14 protein-coding genes are annotated in these 15006 nt (G+C 72.4%); 5 read left to right on the forward strand and 9 right to left on the reverse strand.

Annotation, left to right across the window (positions count from 1 at the left end; genetic code table 11):
* Nucleotides 1-61: 61 nt before the first annotated feature.
* The gene (gene leuA, locus ACZ6I1_RS17120; RefSeq protein WP_469287885.1) at nt 62-1825 is read right to left on the reverse strand and encodes a 2-isopropylmalate synthase; all 1764 of its coding nucleotides are present in this window, start codon (nt 1823-1825) and stop codon (nt 62-64) included.
* Between the two features lie 365 nt (nt 1826-2190).
* On the opposite strand from leuA, the gene ACZ6I1_RS17125 reads away from it, so the two are divergent.
* From ACZ6I1_RS17125 to ACZ6I1_RS17140, 4 genes are all read left to right on the forward strand, one after another.
* Nucleotides 2191-3261 (forward strand): M4 family metallopeptidase, encoded by a 1071-nt coding sequence (locus tag ACZ6I1_RS17125; RefSeq protein ID WP_469287887.1) that lies wholly within the window; start codon nt 2191-2193, stop codon nt 3259-3261.
* Between the two features lie 9 nt (nt 3262-3270).
* On the forward strand, nt 3271-3540 hold the full coding sequence (locus ACZ6I1_RS17130) for a protealysin inhibitor emfourin (protein ID WP_469287889.1): 270 nt from the start codon (nt 3271-3273) through the stop codon (nt 3538-3540).
* A gap of 154 nt (nt 3541-3694) precedes the next feature.
* A complete protein-coding gene (locus tag ACZ6I1_RS17135) occupies nt 3695-4513 on the forward strand; it encodes a GNAT family N-acetyltransferase (protein ID WP_469287891.1) in 819 nt (272 codons plus the stop codon).
* 121 nt (nt 4514-4634) lie between these two features.
* The gene (locus ACZ6I1_RS17140; RefSeq protein ID WP_469287893.1) at nt 4635-5288 is read left to right on the forward strand and encodes an SAM-dependent methyltransferase; all 654 of its coding nucleotides are present in this window, start codon (nt 4635-4637) and stop codon (nt 5286-5288) included.
* A 13-nt stretch (nt 5289-5301) separates the two neighbouring features.
* On the opposite strand, the gene era is transcribed toward ACZ6I1_RS17140, so the two are convergent.
* The 3 genes from era to ACZ6I1_RS17155 form a co-directional block, all read right to left on the reverse strand.
* A complete protein-coding gene (gene era / locus ACZ6I1_RS17145) occupies nt 5302-6252 on the reverse strand; it encodes a GTPase Era (RefSeq protein WP_468348006.1) in 951 nt (316 codons plus the stop codon).
* A 1103-nt stretch (nt 6253-7355) separates the two neighbouring features.
* On the reverse strand, nt 7356-8738 hold the full coding sequence (locus ACZ6I1_RS17150; RefSeq protein ID WP_469287894.1) for a beta-xylosidase: 1383 nt from the start codon (nt 8736-8738) through the stop codon (nt 7356-7358).
* 63 nt (nt 8739-8801) lie between these two features.
* Nucleotides 8802-9839, reverse strand: a complete 1038-nt coding sequence (locus ACZ6I1_RS17155; RefSeq protein WP_469287896.1) for a GlxA family transcriptional regulator — start codon at nt 9837-9839, stop codon at nt 8802-8804.
* A 70-nt stretch (nt 9840-9909) separates the two neighbouring features.
* Between ACZ6I1_RS17155 and ACZ6I1_RS17160 the strand changes: the two genes are divergently transcribed.
* Nucleotides 9910-11250, forward strand: coding sequence for an MFS transporter (locus tag ACZ6I1_RS17160; protein ID WP_469287898.1), 1341 nt, complete (start codon nt 9910-9912; stop codon nt 11248-11250).
* A 12-nt stretch (nt 11251-11262) separates the two neighbouring features.
* On the opposite strand, the gene ACZ6I1_RS17165 is transcribed toward ACZ6I1_RS17160, so the two are convergent.
* The 5 genes from ACZ6I1_RS17165 to ACZ6I1_RS17185 all read right to left on the reverse strand — a co-directional run bounded on the left by ACZ6I1_RS17165 (nt 11263) and on the right by ACZ6I1_RS17185 (nt 14899).
* Nucleotides 11263-11616, reverse strand: coding sequence for a cytidine deaminase (locus ACZ6I1_RS17165; RefSeq protein ID WP_469287899.1), 354 nt, complete (start codon nt 11614-11616; stop codon nt 11263-11265).
* Nucleotides 11617-11684: 68 nt separating this feature from the next.
* The gene (locus ACZ6I1_RS17170; RefSeq protein ID WP_469287901.1) at nt 11685-12047 is read right to left on the reverse strand and encodes an MmcQ/YjbR family DNA-binding protein; all 363 of its coding nucleotides are present in this window, start codon (nt 12045-12047) and stop codon (nt 11685-11687) included.
* Nucleotides 12044-13348 carry a hemolysin family protein gene (locus ACZ6I1_RS17175; RefSeq protein WP_469287903.1) on the reverse strand — a complete coding sequence of 435 codons (1305 nt, stop codon included), beginning with the start codon at nt 13346-13348 and terminating at the stop codon, nt 12044-12046. The genes ACZ6I1_RS17170 and ACZ6I1_RS17175 overlap by 4 nt, the downstream gene beginning before the upstream one ends.
* Nucleotides 13345-13842: an rRNA maturation RNase YbeY gene (ybeY, locus tag ACZ6I1_RS17180; RefSeq protein WP_362593749.1), complete on the reverse strand. Its 498-nt coding sequence runs from the start codon at nt 13840-13842 to the stop codon at nt 13345-13347. Before ybeY ends, ACZ6I1_RS17175 begins: the two co-directional genes overlap by 4 nt.
* Nucleotides 13843-13855: 13 nt before the next feature.
* On the reverse strand, nt 13856-14899 hold the full coding sequence (locus tag ACZ6I1_RS17185; protein WP_469287905.1) for a PhoH family protein: 1044 nt from the start codon (nt 14897-14899) through the stop codon (nt 13856-13858).
* Nucleotides 14900-15006: the final 107 nt, after the last annotated feature.

Below are 15006 nucleotides of genomic sequence, written 5' to 3' on the forward strand. Positions count from 1 at the left end.
CGGAATGACCGAACCCCGTCCCTCCGCCGGGGGGGGAGGGACGGGGTTCACGTACGAGGGGTCAGCGGCCCGCGCGGTTGACGGCGGAGATGACCGCCTTCAGGGAGGCGCGGGTGGTGTTGGCGTCGATGCCGATGCCCCACAGCACCCGGCCGTCGATCGCGCACTCGATGTACGAGGCGGCGACGGCGGAGGCGCCCTCGCTCATGGTGTGCTCGGTGTAGTCCAGCAGGCGGGCGTCGACCCCGATGCCGGCCAGCGCGTCGAAGAAGGCCGAGATCGGACCGTTGCCGGTGCCGTTCAGGACCGTCTCCACGCCGTCCACGACCGCCTCGACGGTCAGCGTGTCCGTGCCGTCCTTGTCGGTGGCGGTCGAGCCGGAGCGCAGCTGGATGCGGCCCCACGGGTTCTCGGGGTTGGGCAGGTACTCGTCCGAGAAGACGTCCCAGATGGCCTTCGGCGTGACCTCGCCGCCCTCGGCGTCGGTCTTGGCCTGGATGATCCGGGAGAACTCGATCTGCATGCGGCGCGGCAGGTCCAGCTTGTGGTCGTTCTTCAGGACGTACGCGATGCCGCCCTTGCCGGACTGCGAGTTGACGCGGATGACGGCCTCGTAGGAGCGGCCGACGTCCTTCGGGTCGATGGGCAGGTACGGGACGGCCCACTCGATGTCGTCCACGGTCTTGCCCTGGGCGGCCGCGTCGGCCTCCATGGCGTCGAAGCCCTTCTTGATGGCGTCCTGGTGGGAGCCGGAGAAGGCGGTGTAGACCAGGTCGCCCGCGTAGGGGTGGCGCGGGTGGACCTCCATCTGGTTGCAGTACTCGCTGGTGCGGCGGATCTCGTCGATCTGGGAGAAGTCGATCTGCGGGTCGATGCCCTGGGAGAACAGGTTCATGCCCAGCGTGATCAGGTCGACGTTGCCGGTGCGCTCGCCCTGCCCGAACAGGCAGCCCTCGATGCGGTCCGCGCCGGCCATCAGCGCCAGCTCGGCGGCGGCGACGGCGGTGCCGCGGTCGTTGTGCGGGTGCACGGAGATGCAGATGTGCTCGCGGCGGGTCAGGTTGCGGGCCATCCACTCGAAGCGGTCCGCGTGGGTGGAGGGCGTCGAACGCTCCACGGTGGCGGGCAGGTTCAGGATGATCTCGCGGCCCTCGGCCGGCTGCCAGACGTCGCAGACGGCCTCGCAGACCTCCAGGGCGAAGTCCAGCTCGGTGTCGGTGAAGATCTCGGGGCTGTACTGGTAGCCGAAGGTGGTCTCGGGACCCAGCAGCTTCTCGGCGTACTCCATGACCAGGCGGGTGCCGTCGACGGCGATCTGCTTGATCTGCTCCTTGGAGCCGCGGAAGACGACCCGGCGGAAGGTCGGGGCGGTCGCGTTGTACAGGTGCACGGTGGCGCGCTTGGCGCCGACCAGCGACTCCACGGTCCGCTCGATCAGGTCCTCGCGGGCCTGGGTCAGTACGGAGATCGTGACGTCGTCCGGGATCGCGCCCTCTTCGATGATGGAGCGCACGAAGGCGAAGTCGGTCTCGCCGGAGGACGGGAAGCCGACCTCGATCTCCTTGTAGCCCATGCGCACCAGCAGGTCGAACATCTCGCGCTTGCGGGCGGGGGTCATCGGGTCGATCAACGACTGGTTGCCGTCGCGCAGGTCGGTGGAGAGCCAGCGGGGAGCCTTGGTGACGCGGGCGTCCGGCCAGGTGCGGTCCGGGATGTCCACCTGCTCGTACGCGCCGTACTTGTGGATCGGCATCCCGGAGGGCTTCTGGGTGTGGGTCGCGTTGGTGATGGGCGTGGGGCGACCGGCGAAAGCGTGCTGACTCATGGCGTGGGGCTCCTCGCGTGTCCGCGTGTAGTTCGCTGGGACGGCCGACGACGGTCGTAAAAACCGCAACACCAAACTCCGCGGGGAGGGGGTCGGCCTACGACTACAGACCCTCGCCGCGGCAGCTAAGGAGAAGCAGCCCGAAACGCATGATGGGCCGAGCCTAGCCGAGCCGCGCCGTTAAGCGAGGACCTGTTTCAGTATGCAAGACCCGGGGGTCCGATTTGCACTGAATGTGAGCCAGGCCTCTTTCGTCCATGAAAGTCGGTTCGATCCGTCAACCCGCCACCCGCGCTTTCAGACAACTGAATGAATCATGGTCGCGTCTAGTGACAGCGGCATGACCCACTGCCACATTGCCGGGCATGGATGCCTCCCGTACCCCCAGCCACCCGGTCTTCTGCACCGTCGTGCCCCCGCACCTCCTCGACCGGATCGCCCGGTCCGAGGACACCCGGCGCGCCCGTATCGCCCTGAGCACCCTCGAACGCGACTCCCTCCTGCGCACGCGGCGCCGGGTCACTACCGTCCGGGGGGTCGCCGCCCTGGGCGCCGCCGTCTCCGACGATCCGAACCGCACGGTCTACGACGCTCAGCACGGCACCCGGCTGCCCGGCACGAAGGTGCGTGCGGAGGGCGACCCCGCGGGCCAGGACGCCACGGTCAACCGCGCGTACGCCGGGCTGGGCGCGACGTTCGAGCTCTTCCTCAAGGGGTTCGGGAGGCACTCGATCGACGATTCCGGGCTGGCCCTGGACGCGACCGTCCACTACGGCGAGGACTACAACAACGCCTTCTGGGACGGGCAGCAGATGGTCTTCGGCGACGGGGACGGCGACCTGTTCCTCGACTTCACGGTGGCGCTCGACGTCATCGGCCACGAGTTGACCCACGGGGTCACCCAGTACACGGCGAACCTCGAGTACTACGGGCAGTCCGGAGCCCTGAACGAGTCCATGTCCGATGTCTTCGGCTCGCTGATCAAGCAGTACTCGCTGGAGCAGACGGCGGAGGAGGCGGACTGGCTGATCGGGGCCGGTCTGCTGGGGCCCGAGGTGAGCGGGGTCGCGCTGCGGTCGATGAAGGCACCGGGCACCGCGTACGACGACGACGAGCTCGGCAAGGACCCGCAGCCCGCGACGATGGACGACTACGTGCGCACCTCCCGCGACAACGGCGGGGTGCACATCAACTCCGGCATCCCCAACCACGCCTTCTACCTCGCGGCGACCGAGCTGGGCGGGAAGGCCTGGGAGCGGGCGGGGCAGATCTGGTACGACACCCTCACCGGCGGCGAGCTGGCGGCGGACGCCGACTTCGCGGACTTCGCCCGGCTGTCGGTGGCGGCGGCCGTGAGCCGGTACGGGGACGGGGGCGCGGAGCACCAGGCCCTCCAGAAGGCATGGTCGACGGTGGGCGTCCCGCTGGCGGGGTAGACGCTTCCCATGCGCATCGAAGTGATCAGGACGGGTGGTTTCGCGGGCATCGAGCGCCGGGCCGAGATGGACACATCGGGCCGGGCGGACGAGGCCGAGTGGCAGGCCCTGGCCCAGCTGGCGCTGCGGCCCGGTCCGCCCGGGCCCGCGGGCGGACCGGTACGGGACGGGTTCTCCTACCGGATCACGGTGGACGGACGGACGGTGTCCTGCCAGGAGCCGAACCTGTCGGACGCACAGCGGGCGCTCATCTCGCGGATCCTGAAGGAAGGCGCCTGAGCAGGAGCGGGGAGCCGGGAGCGGGGAGCCGGGAGCGGGGAGCCGGGAGCGGGGAGCCGGGAGCGGGGAGCCGGGAGCGGGGAGCCGGGAGCGGGGAGCCGGGAGCGCCCGAAACGCAGGTGCCCGGGCGCTGTCCCTTTGCTTGGATGGCCGGATGACCGACCACATGATCGACTCGACGCTTTCCGAGCTGGAGCACTACTACGACACGGTGCCGCGGGTGGGCGGGGCACGGGCCGAGGACTTCGGGCCGCTGACCCTGTTCGTCCAGGAAGGCGACGGCTGGCAGTACTACGCGCGGCCCGCGCTCGGAGGCAGCGCCGCGACCGCGGCGGACGTGGAGCGGGTACGGGCACGGCAGCGGGAGCTGAAGGTACCCGAGTCCTTCGAGTGGGTGGCCGAAAACAGCCCTTCCCTGCGGGCCGCGGTGGAGGCGGCGGGGCTGCATGTCCATGCGCACCCGCTCATGGTGCTCGACCCGTCCGCCGCACCGCTCCCCCCACACCCGGACGTCCGCCTCCTGGGGGCGGGCGACCCGCTGCTGTCGGCGGCGGTGACGGTCCCGGCCCTGGCCTTCGCCGCGCCGGGCACGGCGATAGGCGAGGCCGGCCCCGCCGAGCTGGCGGCGGCGACGGCGGATCCCGACGCCGAAGCGCGCCGGGCCCGGGTGTCCGCCATGCTGGCGGCGGGCCGTACCGCCCTGGCGGCGGCCGTGCGGGACGGCGTGGTGCTGTGCTCGGGCCAGTACAACCCGGTCGGGGACGTGGCCGAGGTGGTGGGCGTCGGCACCCTGCCGTCGGCCCGCCGCCAGGGGCTGGCCCTCGGCGTCACGGCGGCCCTGGTCGCGCAGGCGCTGGAGCGCGGCGCCCGTACGGTCTTCCTCTCCGCGGGCGACGAGGACGTGGCCCGCGTCTACGCACGCATCGGGTTCCGGCGCGTGGCGACGGCGCTGATCGCGGAACCCGCCGCCTGAGGGCCCGGCGGATTTGCCGTTCCGGCAAGGACTTGCCGGAACGGCAAGGATATTTGCCCCCTCGGGTGATACCGGCGCAGCATCGGGCCGTATCGGCAGACCCGTACAGGAAGAGGCCCCCATGTCCGACCACCACCACAGCCACCAGCAGGAACACGCCGCGGGCGAGGAGTTCTGGGACGCCCGCTACAGCGAGAGCGACCGCATCTGGAGCGGCAAGGCCAATGACGTCCTGGTCCGCGAGGCCGCGGACCTCACCCCCGGCCGCGCCCTCGATCTGGGCTGCGGCGAGGGGGCCGACGCGGTGTGGCTGGCCCGGCAGGGCTGGCACGTCACCGGGACCGACATCTCCGGTGTGGCCCTGGAACGGGCGGCGCGGCACGCCGAGGAGGCCGGGGTCGGCGACCGCGTCGCATGGCAGCGGCACGACTTCGCCGAATCCTTCCCCGCCGGGGAGTTCGACCTGGTCTCGGCGTGCTTCCTGCACTCGTACGGGGACTTCCCGCGCGCACGGATCCTGCGCAGGGCCGCCGCGGCCGTGGCTCCCGGCGGGGTCCTGCTCATCGCGGGCCACGCGGGCGGGCCCTCCTGGGACCCGGACAAGCACGCGGAGATCGACTTCCCGACCCCGGAGCAGGTCCTGGCTCAGCTGGAACTGCCCGAGGGCGGTTGGGAGGTCCTGCTCGCCGAGGAGCACGTACAGGCCCTGACCGGCCCCGACGGCCGGCCCGGTACCCGTCCGGACAACGCGCTGAAGGTCCGCCGGCTGCGCTAGCGCGGCCGGAGGGTCAGAAGCCGAGCTTCCGCAGCTGCTTGGGATCCCGCTGCCAGTCCTTGGCGACCTTCACGTGGAGGTCGAGGAAGACCGGGGTCCCGAGCAGCGCCTCGATGTGCTTGCGCGACTTCATCCCGACCTCCTTCAGGCGGGCGCCCTTCGGGCCGATGATGATGCCCTTCTGGCTCGGCCGCTCGATGTAGACGTTGGCGTGGATGTCGAGCAGCGGCCGGTCCGCCGGGCGGTTCTCGCGCGGGATCATCTCCTCGACGACCACGGCGATCGAGTGCGGGAGCTCGTCCCGTACGCCTTCCAGCGCGGCCTCGCGGATCAGCTCGGCGACCATGACCATCTCGGGCTCGTCGGTGAGGTCGCCCTCCGGGTACAGCGGCGGGCTCTCCGGCAGCAGCGGCGCGATCAGGTCGGCCAGCAGCTGGACCTGGCTGTCGCCGACGGCCGAGACGGGAACGATCTCGGCCCACTCGAAACCGAGCTCGGCGCCGAGCTGGTGCACGGCGAGGAGCTGCTCGGCCAGCGCCTTGGACTCGACGAGGTCGGTCTTGGTGATGATGGCGATCTTGGGGGTCTTCTTGATCCCCGCGAGCTCCTTGGCGATGAACTTGTCGCCGGGGCCGAGCTTCTGGTCGGCGGGCAGGCAGAAGCCGATGACGTCGACCTCGGCCCAGGTGGTGCGCACGACGTCGTTGAGGCGCTCGCCGAGCAGCGTGCGCGGCTTGTGCAGGCCGGGCGTGTCGACGAGGACGAGCTGGGCGTCGGGGCGGTGCACGATGCCGCGGACGGTGTGGCGGGTGGTCTGCGGCCGGTTGGAGGTGATCGCGACCTTGGTGCCCACGAGTGCGTTGGTGAGGGTCGACTTCCCCGCGTTGGGGCGGCCGACGAAGCAGGCGAAGCCCGCACGGTGCGGGCTGGTGGACTCGGGGGAACGATCGCTCATACGGGCCATTCTCCCCGATGCGACTCCCGGCGCCGACCAGGCCATGGCGGCGAGGACGCCGGCGGCCGCCAGGAGCGTGCCGAGGAAGGGGTGCGCGGCGTAGGCGGCACGGCCCTGAGCTGTGGTTCCGCCGTCCGTGGCGCGTACCGTCACCACGGCCTGTTCCGCGGCGGGCGGATCGTCCCAGCGTGCGTGGAGCCGGACTTCCTGACCCGGCAGCAGTTCGGCGGGCAGGCCGGTGAGGGCGCGGCCGGGCAGGGGTCTGCCGAGGGCTCCGGAGGCGGTGAGGGCGGCGCGGGGGCGGAGGGTGACGTTGCCGATGTTGTGGAGCGTGTAGGCGACCTGCGCGCCGGAGCCCCGCCGGCGGACGGAGACGTCCCGGACGGCGAGGGCCGGGGCGGTGGGACCGGTCACGCGCAGGTACACGCGCGCGGCGACGGCCTGCCGCACGCCGATGCCCTGGGCGGTGGCCGCGGCGGGCCGGTCCTCCAGGGCCACGATGGCGCCCGGGTGGTCGCCGGGTTCCGCCCGGTCGGGGACGGCGAGGGTGAAGCCGACCCCGACCGACCCGCGGGCCGGTACGGTGACCCGCTCCCGGTCGAGCCCGGCCCACGCGGCGACCGCCAGCCGCGGCTCCTCGGGGCCCCGGAGCGCGAAGCCGCCGTCCCGGGGGGTGTTGTACGCGTCGGCGGCGTAGAGCCGGAAGGTGCGGGGGACATCGCTGCGGTTGGCGATCGTCACGGAGTCGGTGACGGACTGGCCGGGCGCGGCGGCGAGGTAGAAGTAGGGCCGCTGCCCGAGGGTGGTGGCGGCGGGCAGCACGGACCACTGCCCGTTGTCGGCGGCCGCGGCCGTCCCGGCGGGGTTCAGCCATACCGCGGCCAGTGCCAGCAGCACCCCCGCGAGCCGGGCCGCCACAGCCCGGCTGCGCCGGGTCCCGGGGCTCCGCCCCAGACCCCGCGCCTCACACGACGGCGAGGCTGGATTTCGGCTGATGTCCGCCGCAGCCGCGCACAACCCAGCCCCGCCTGGAGACCCCTCCCAGCGGTGGCTGGGGGAGTCTGCTCCGCGCAGCGGCAGCGGCAGCGGCAGCGGCAGCGGCAGCGGCAGGGTCATGACAGCGTCAGGGTGAGGACCGCCGAGTACGCGCCCGGCGGGGTGTACGACGGCACCTGGAGGCTGACCGCGGCATCGACCGTGAAGGTGCCCCCGGCCGGCGACGCGTCGGGGGTGGAGGCCAGCACCGCACCCTCCGGGCCGACCACGCCCGCGCTGCCCGGCGTACAGGGGCTCGGACTACCCGCCGCGGCGGTGCACGCAGGGGTCCAGGAGAGGGAGGCACCGGGGATGCGGACCCCGCCGGGACCGGTGAAGTCGGTGACCTTGCCGGTCAGGGACCAGCCGGCCGGGCCGCCGCGGGCGTCCTTGACGGTGACGGTCCCGATCCGGCCGGGCGCGGCGCCGCCGGCTCCGTACGGGACGGCGCCCAGGGTGATGGCCTCGCCGACCTGGGTCATGCCGAGGGCGCCCGGCTCGACGGTGGCGGTGAGCTGCTGGCTGCCGGACGACACCGGGGGCGGGAGCGGGGGCGGGGGCGGGAGCGGGGACGGGGGCGGGGACGGGGGCGGCGTGGTGTCGATGACCGTGTACGCGGCCGGGCCCGAGCCCCGCGCGGCCGACCAGGCCGCGCCCTCGTAGGCGACGACCGCGGTGGTGGCCTTGTCGGTGACCGGCAGCTCCGCCAGGACCTCGCCGAGCTGGTCCGCGGTGGCGCTCACCCGGTCGGCGGTCTGGGCGGCGCCGGCCCGTCCGGCGACCGTGACGGCCGCGCCCGGGGTGAATCCGGCGGCGGTGACCTTGACCTTGTCGCCGGGTTTCCCGTGCGCCGCGGACAGGAAGACGCTGCGGAGGCTGGCCGTGGGCAGCGGGGTCGCCGCCAGCCGCGCGGAGACGGGAGCGGCGGCACTCGGCGTGCACACCGTGGCCAGGTTCAGCGGGTGGCCGGTGTGCAGGGTGTAGGCGCCGGGGGCGAGGGTGGTCTCGCCGGGCGCGGTGACGGTGAAGGTGCCCGTCATGGTGACGGCGGGCAGGGGCGCTCCGGCCGGCACGGGGCCGCGGTGGGCGCCGACCACGGTGACCTCGCCGTTCTGGGCGCCGGAGAGGAGGATCCGCCCGGTCGGGGTGAGCCCGTCGGCGGGCAGTTCGCCGCCGGCCGGGTTGACGGCGGGAGTGGCGGCGACCTGGTAGGTCACGGTGACGGCGTCGCCGACCTGCGGTGCCGGGTTGTCGACGGTGAGCCGGGCGGTGGTCGTCCCGTCGGCGGGCGGAAGTCCGGCTTCCTGGGGCGGCAGGCAGTGGGTCGGGAACTCCACGTGTCCCGGGGGCGTTTCCCGCTCGGCGGCGGCCGGTGCGCTCAGCGCGCCCCCGGTCGCGGCCGCGAGTACGGCCAGGCCCACGGCCGCCGACCACCTGCTGCTGCGCGCCCCTGTCCGCACTGCCCGCCCCCTGGGTTCCACCGCCCCGACAGGGGGCCATTCACGGGCGGGCGGCGGCAGAAGTCAAGGCGCGGACCCGCCCGCAACTGATGGCCCATCAGGAGATGTCAGCAACGGCGGGGCCCCCGCCTCCCGGAACGTGCGCCGGTAGGCCGTCGGGCTCACCCCCAGCGCCGCCTGCACGTGCTTGCGCAGCGACTGCGCCGTCCCGAAGCCCGCTTCCCGCGCCACCTGTTCCATCGGCAGTTCGGTCTGCTCCAGCAGCCGCCGGGCCCGCTCCACCCGCTGGCCGAGGATCCACTGGCCGGGGCTGACCCCCGACTCCTCCCGGAACCGGCGCGTGAAGGTCCGTACGGACACGGCCTCCTGCCGGGCCAGGTCGCTCAGGCGCAGCGGTTCGTGCAGCCGGTCCAGCACCCAGGCGCGGGCCGCCGCGGTGCTGGCGAGCCGCGGCTCCGGCATCGGGCGCTCGATGAACTGCGCCTGCCCGCCGTCGCGGTGCGGCGGTACGACGGTGCGCCGGGCCACCTCGTTCGCGACGGCCGCGCCGTGGTCGCGGCGCACGATGTGCAGGCACAGGTCGATCCCGGCGGCGACGCCGGCGGAGGTGAGCACGTCCCCGTCGTCGGTGTAGAGCACGTCCGGGTCGACCCGGACGGCCGGGAACAGCCGCTGGAAGTGGTCGGCGGAGGCCCAGTGGGTGGTGGCCCGGCGGCCGTCGAGGTATCCCGCGGCGGCGAGCACGTAGCCGCCGGTGCAGATGGAGACGAGCCGGGTGCCGGGCCGGATGTGCGCGAGGGCCTCGGCGAGCTCCGGGGTCAGCCGGCCGTGCTCGTGGACCGGTCCGAGCTCGTACGAGGCCGGTACGACCACCGTGTCGGCCGTGGCCAGCAGCTCCGGGCCGTGCTCGACGCGGATCGCGAAGTCGGCGTCGGTGGGCACGGGGCCGGGGGCGAGCCCGCAGGTCAGGATCTCGTACAGCGGCCGCCCGGCGGGATCCTTGGCGCGGCCGAAGATGCGGTGCGGGATGCCGAGTTCGAAGGGCAGCAGCCCGGCGAGGGCGAGTACGGCGATGCGGTGGGGCGGGGCGTGCGGCTGCATGGCCCGATCGTATCGAAGCGTGTCGGTCAGGCCACTGTCGTACGCGGCCCGTGGGCCGGAAGCTGTCGGCGTGACCCAGACAGTCCCCGCCTCCACGGCCTCCCCGCGCGCTCCCCGGCGGCCCCGGCGCGTCCACCGCGCCTGGTCCGTCGCGGCCGTCGCCTTCGTGACGATCATCGGCGCCGCCGCCTTCGCGTCCCTGCCCGGACTGCTCATCGAGCCGCTGCACGAGGAGTTCGACTGGTCGCGCGGCACGATCGGCTTCGCCGTCTCCGTGAACCTCGCGCTGTACGGGCTCACCGCGCCGTTCGCGGCCGCCCTGATGGACCGCTTCGGCATCCGCCAGGTCGTGGCCCTGGCCCTGCTGGTCATTGCGGGCGGCTCGGTCGCCACGGTCTGGATGACCGCCGCCTGGCACCTGGTGCTGTTCTGGGGCGTCCTGGTGGGCCTGGGCAGCGGCTCGATGGCCCTGGCCTTCGCGGCGACGGTGACCAACCGCTGGTTCACCGCCCGGCGCGGCCTGGTCACGGGGATCCTCACCGCGGCCGGGGCCTCCGGTCAGCTGGTCTTCCTGCCGCTGCTGTCCTGGCTGGTGGAGCACCACGGCTGGCGCCCGGCCGCGGTGACGGTCTCCCTGACCGCGCTCACCGTGGTCCCGTTCGTGTGGCTGCTGCTGCGCGACCACCCGGCGGACGTGGGCCTGGCCCCGTACGGCGGCACGTACGCGCCGAAGCCCGCCCCGGTGCCGGGCGCCGCCCGGCGTGCGGTCACCGTCCTGTCCAAAGCGGCCAGGACCGGTCCGTTCTGGCTGCTGGCGGGCACGTTCGCGATCTGCGGGGCCTCCACGAACGGCCTGGTCAAGACGCACTTCGTGCCGGCGGCCCACGACCACGGGATGCCGGTGACGGCGGCGGCCGGACTGCTGGCGGTGATCGGCGTCTTCGACGTGGTCGGCACGGTGGCGTCGGGCTGGTTCACCGACCGCTTCGAGGCGCGGCGGCTGCTGGCGGTGTACTACGCCCTGCGCGGGGTCTCGCTGCTCTTCCTGCCGATGCTGCTGGCCCCGTCCGTGCACCCGCCGATGGTCTTCTTCATCGTCTTCTACGGCCTGGACTGGGTCGCGACCGTCCCGCCGACGATCGCCCTGTGCCGCGAGCACTACGGGGACGACGGGGCGATCGTCTTCGGCTGGGTGCTGGCCTCGCACCAGGTGGGTGCGGCGGCCGTCGCCTTCCTGGGCGGGCTGGCCCGGGACGTCTTCGGCTCGTACGACGTCGTCTGGTACGCCTCGGGCGCGCTGTGCGCGATGGCGGCGCTGATGTCGATGGTGATCCGGCGCCGGCCGGCTCCGGCCGCGACGGTCGTCCCGGCCGGAGCGCAGAAGCGCGGAGCACAGAAGCGCGGAGCGTAGGGCCTTGTGCCGTCAGCCCGCGGGGGTGGTGGACTTCAGGGTCCCGTCCGGGCCCGCCAGCAGCACCGGGGTGTCCGGGCCGCCCAGGTCGCGGACGGCCGCGCGGTCGGCGTCGGCCGGTGCGTCGGCGGAGCTGACGACGGCGGCGGCCTCGAGGGACCGGGCCCCGCTCGCCACGGCCATCGCGACGGCGGTCTGCAGCGCGGTCAGCTTCAGGGAGTCGAGCTCCACCGTGCCGGCGACGTAGGTGCGGCCGGTCTCGTCGCGCACCGCCGCTCCTTCCGGGACCCCGTTGCGGGCCCGGGCGCTGCGCGCCAGCGTGATGATCTTGCTGTCCTCGGGGTCGATCCCATGGGTGTCGGTCATGGGCGAAGCATAGGGAGCGTCGGGGCGGGGCCGTACGACGGCCCCGCCCGGAGCCCTTTCGGGGCGTGTCACGGGCGGTCGAGCCGCAGCCGCTCCGCCTTCGGCAGACCCGCCACGACCAGGTCGTAGGAGTCCTCCACGAGCTCGCGGAGCATCGCGTCCGGCAGGGCGTCCGGCCCGCCCGCGGTCACCGTGTTCCAGTGCCGCTTGTTCATGTGGTAGCCGGGCACGATCGCCTCGTGCTCCGCGCGCAGCCGTACGGCCAGCTCCGGTTCGCACTTGAGGTTGACCTTCAGCGGCTCCGCGTCCAGCGCCGTCAGTGCGAACACCTTGCCCAGCACCTTGAACACGGAGATCTCCGGGGTGAAGGGGAACTCCTCCACCGCCGCGTTGAAACCCAGGCAGAACTCCCGCAGCTGCGCCGGGGTCATTCCCCCTCCTCCCCCGCGGCGTCCGCCGCGGCCACCGGTTCGACGAGGACCGTCACGATCTTGTTCCGCCGGCCGGCCGGGGATTCGGCGGTGAGCCGCAGCGGGCGGCCGTCGGGCAGCTCGACGACCGCCGAGGCGCCGGCGATGGGAACCCGGCCCAGGGCCTTCGCCAGGAGTCCGCCGACCGTCTCCACGTCCTCGTCGTCGAAGGCCTCGACCTTGAACAGTTCGCCGAGGTCGGTGATGTCCAGCCGCGCCGTGACCCGGTAGCGGTCCGCGCCGAGGTCCTCGACCGGCGGGAGCTCCCGGTCGTACTCGTCGGTGATCTCCCCGACGATCTCCTCCAGGATGTCCTCGATCGTGACGATCCCCGCCGTGCCGCCGTACTCGTCGATGACGACGGCCACGTGGTTGCGCACCTGCTGCATCTCGCGCAGCAGGTCGCCCGCGTTCTTGGTGTCCGGCACGAAGACCGCCGACCGCATCACCGTGGAGACCAGGTCGGACTCCGCCTCCCGGCTGATGTGGGTCTTGCGGACCAGGTCCTTCAGGTAGACGATCCCGACGATGTCGTCCTCGTTCTCCCCGGTCACCGGGATGCGCGAGAAACCGGACCGCAGCGCGAGGGTGGTCGCCTGGCGGACGGTCTTGTACCGCTCGATGCAGACCAGGTCGGTGCGCGGCACCATCACCTCGCGCACCAGGGTGTCGCCGAGCTCGAAGACCTGGTGCACCATGCGGCGCTCGTCGTCCTCGATCAGCGATTCCTTCTCCGCGAGGTCGACCATCGCGCGCAGTTCGGCCTCGGAGGCGAACGGCCCCTTGCGGAAGCCCTTGCCGGGCGTGAGCGCGTTGCCGATGAGGATCAGCAGCTGCGGGACCGGCCCCATCACCCGTGCGAGCGGTACGAGGACGTACGCGGCCGCCGTCGCGGTGTTCAGCGGGTGCTGGCGGCCGATCGTGCGCGGGGAGACGCCCACGGCGACGAAGGAGACCAGCACCATGACCGCGATGGCCACGAGCAGCGCGGTCCAGTTCTCGCCGAACTCGTCGAGGCAGACGTAGGTGACGAGGACGCCGGCCGCCATCTCGCAGGTGACCCGGACCAGCAGCGCCACATTGAGGTAGCGGGTGGGGTCTCCGGCCACCTGCACGAGCTTCTCGCTGCCGCGCCGGCCCTCCCGTACGGCCTGTTCGGCGCGGAAGCTCGAGATGCGGGCGATCCCGGATTCGGCGCAGGCCGCGAACCAGGCCACGACCACCAGCAGGACGGCGCCGGTGATCAGTTGCGGGGCGTTCACGAGACGGTGGGCGCCGGGGACGGGCCCGTCATGCCGCGCTCGGCGCGCCAGCCGTCGACGATCGCCGCCTGGAGGCCGAACATCTCGGCCTTCTCGTCGGGCTCCTCGTGGTCGTACCCGAGCAGGTGCAGCACCCCGTGGACGGTCAGGAGCTGGAGCTCCTCGTCCATGGAGTGCTGCGTCGGCGCGTCCTCGCCCTGCTTCTTGGCGACCTCGGGGCAGAGCACGATGTCGCCGAGGAGCCCCTGCGGGGGCTCCTCGTCGTCCTTCGCCGGCGGACGGAGCTCGTCCATCGGGAAGGACATGACGTCGGTGGGTCCGGGCAGGTCCATCCACTGGATGTGGAGCTGCTCCATCGCGTCCTCGTCGATGACGATGACGGAGAGCTCCGAGAGCGGGTGAATCCGCATCCGGGTGAGCGCGTAGCGGGCGATGTCGAGGATCGCCTGCTCGTCGACCTCGGTTCCGGACTCGTTGTTGACGTCGATCGACATGGTGCGCTGGGTTCTACTTCCGCTGATGGCCGTTCGGGGCCGGCTGGCTGTCGTCGTACTTCTCGTACGCGTCGACGATACGGCCGACCAGCTTGTGGCGGACGACATCCTCGGAGGTGAGCCGCGAGAAGTGGATGTCGGGCACCCCGTCGAGGATCTCCTGGACCTGGCGCAGACCGCTCTTGGCGCCGCCCGGCAGGTCGATCTGCGTGATGTCACCGGTGACGACGATCTTGGAGTCGAAGCCGAGCCGGGTCAGGAACATCTTCATCTGCTCGGCGGTCGTGTTCTGTGCCTCGTCGAGGACGACGAACGCGTCGTTGAGCGTGCGGCCGCGCATGTACGCCAGCGGGGCCACCTCGATGGTTCCGGCGGCCATGAGCCGCGGGATCGAGTCCGGGTCCATCATGTCGTGCAGCGCGTCGTAGAGCGGGCGCAGGTACGGGTCGATCTTGTCGAAGAGCGTGCCGGGCAGGAAGCCCAGCCGCTCCCCCGCCTCGACGGCGGGCCGGGTCAGGATGATCCGGCTGACCTGCTTGGACTGCAGGGCCTGGACCGCCTTGGCCATGGCGAGGTAGGTCTTGCCCGTACCGGCGGGGCCGATGCCGAACACGATCGTGTTCTTGTCGATCGCGTCGACGTACCGCTTCTGGTTGAGGGTCTTGGGCCGGATGGTGCGGCCGCGGCTGGAGAGGATGTTCTGGGTGAGCACCTCGGCGGGAGTCTCCTGCGGGACGCCCTCCTTGCCGTTGCCGCTCGCCTTGAGCATGGCGATAGAGCGTTCCACTGCGTCCTCCGTCATCGGCTGCCCGGTGCGGAGCACCAGCATCATCTCGTCGAACAGGCGCTGGATCAGAGCGACTTCCGCCGCCGCCCCGATCGCACTGACCTGATTGCCCCGAACATGGATGTCGGCCTTCGGGAAGGCCTTCTCGATCACGCGCAACAGGGCGTCACCGGAACCGAGCACCGTCACCATCGGGTGCGTGGCCGGAACGGTGAAGTGGGCTCGCGCCTGCCCCGGCGCAGGGATGTGGGCTGTCGGTGTCTGAGTCATGGGCCGGCACTGTGGCCTGCGCATACCTCCCGCTGAGGGGCCGCGCCGATCGACGACCTCCGGAATACCAAGCGTACGTCGCCGCGGGAGCTTCCCCGAGAGGTTTT

Source organism: Streptomyces sp. NPDC046303 (assembly GCF_055588085.1).

Coding starts and splice junctions, on each gene's coding strand:
- leuA (WP_469287885.1), bottom strand. CDS start 1,825: ATGAGTCAGCACGCTTTCGCCGGTCGCCCCACGCCCATCACCAACGCG.
- ACZ6I1_RS17125 (WP_469287887.1), top strand. CDS start 2,191: ATGGATGCCTCCCGTACCCCCAGCCACCCGGTCTTCTGCACCGTCGTG.
- ACZ6I1_RS17130 (WP_469287889.1), top strand. CDS start 3,271: ATGCGCATCGAAGTGATCAGGACGGGTGGTTTCGCGGGCATCGAGCGC.
- ACZ6I1_RS17135 (WP_469287891.1), top strand. CDS start 3,695: ATGACCGACCACATGATCGACTCGACGCTTTCCGAGCTGGAGCACTAC.
- ACZ6I1_RS17140 (WP_469287893.1), top strand. CDS start 4,635: ATGTCCGACCACCACCACAGCCACCAGCAGGAACACGCCGCGGGCGAG.
- era (WP_468348006.1), bottom strand. CDS start 6,252: ATGGCCCGTATGAGCGATCGTTCCCCCGAGTCCACCAGCCCGCACCGT.
- ACZ6I1_RS17155 (WP_469287896.1), bottom strand. CDS start 9,839: ATGCAGCCGCACGCCCCGCCCCACCGCATCGCCGTACTCGCCCTCGCC.
- ACZ6I1_RS17165 (WP_469287899.1), bottom strand. CDS start 11,616: ATGACCGACACCCATGGGATCGACCCCGAGGACAGCAAGATCATCACG.
- ACZ6I1_RS17170 (WP_469287901.1), bottom strand. CDS start 12,047: ATGACCCCGGCGCAGCTGCGGGAGTTCTGCCTGGGTTTCAACGCGGCG.
- ybeY (WP_362593749.1), bottom strand. CDS start 13,842: ATGTCGATCGACGTCAACAACGAGTCCGGAACCGAGGTCGACGAGCAG.
- ACZ6I1_RS17185 (WP_469287905.1), bottom strand. CDS start 14,899: ATGACTCAGACACCGACAGCCCACATCCCTGCGCCGGGGCAGGCGCGA.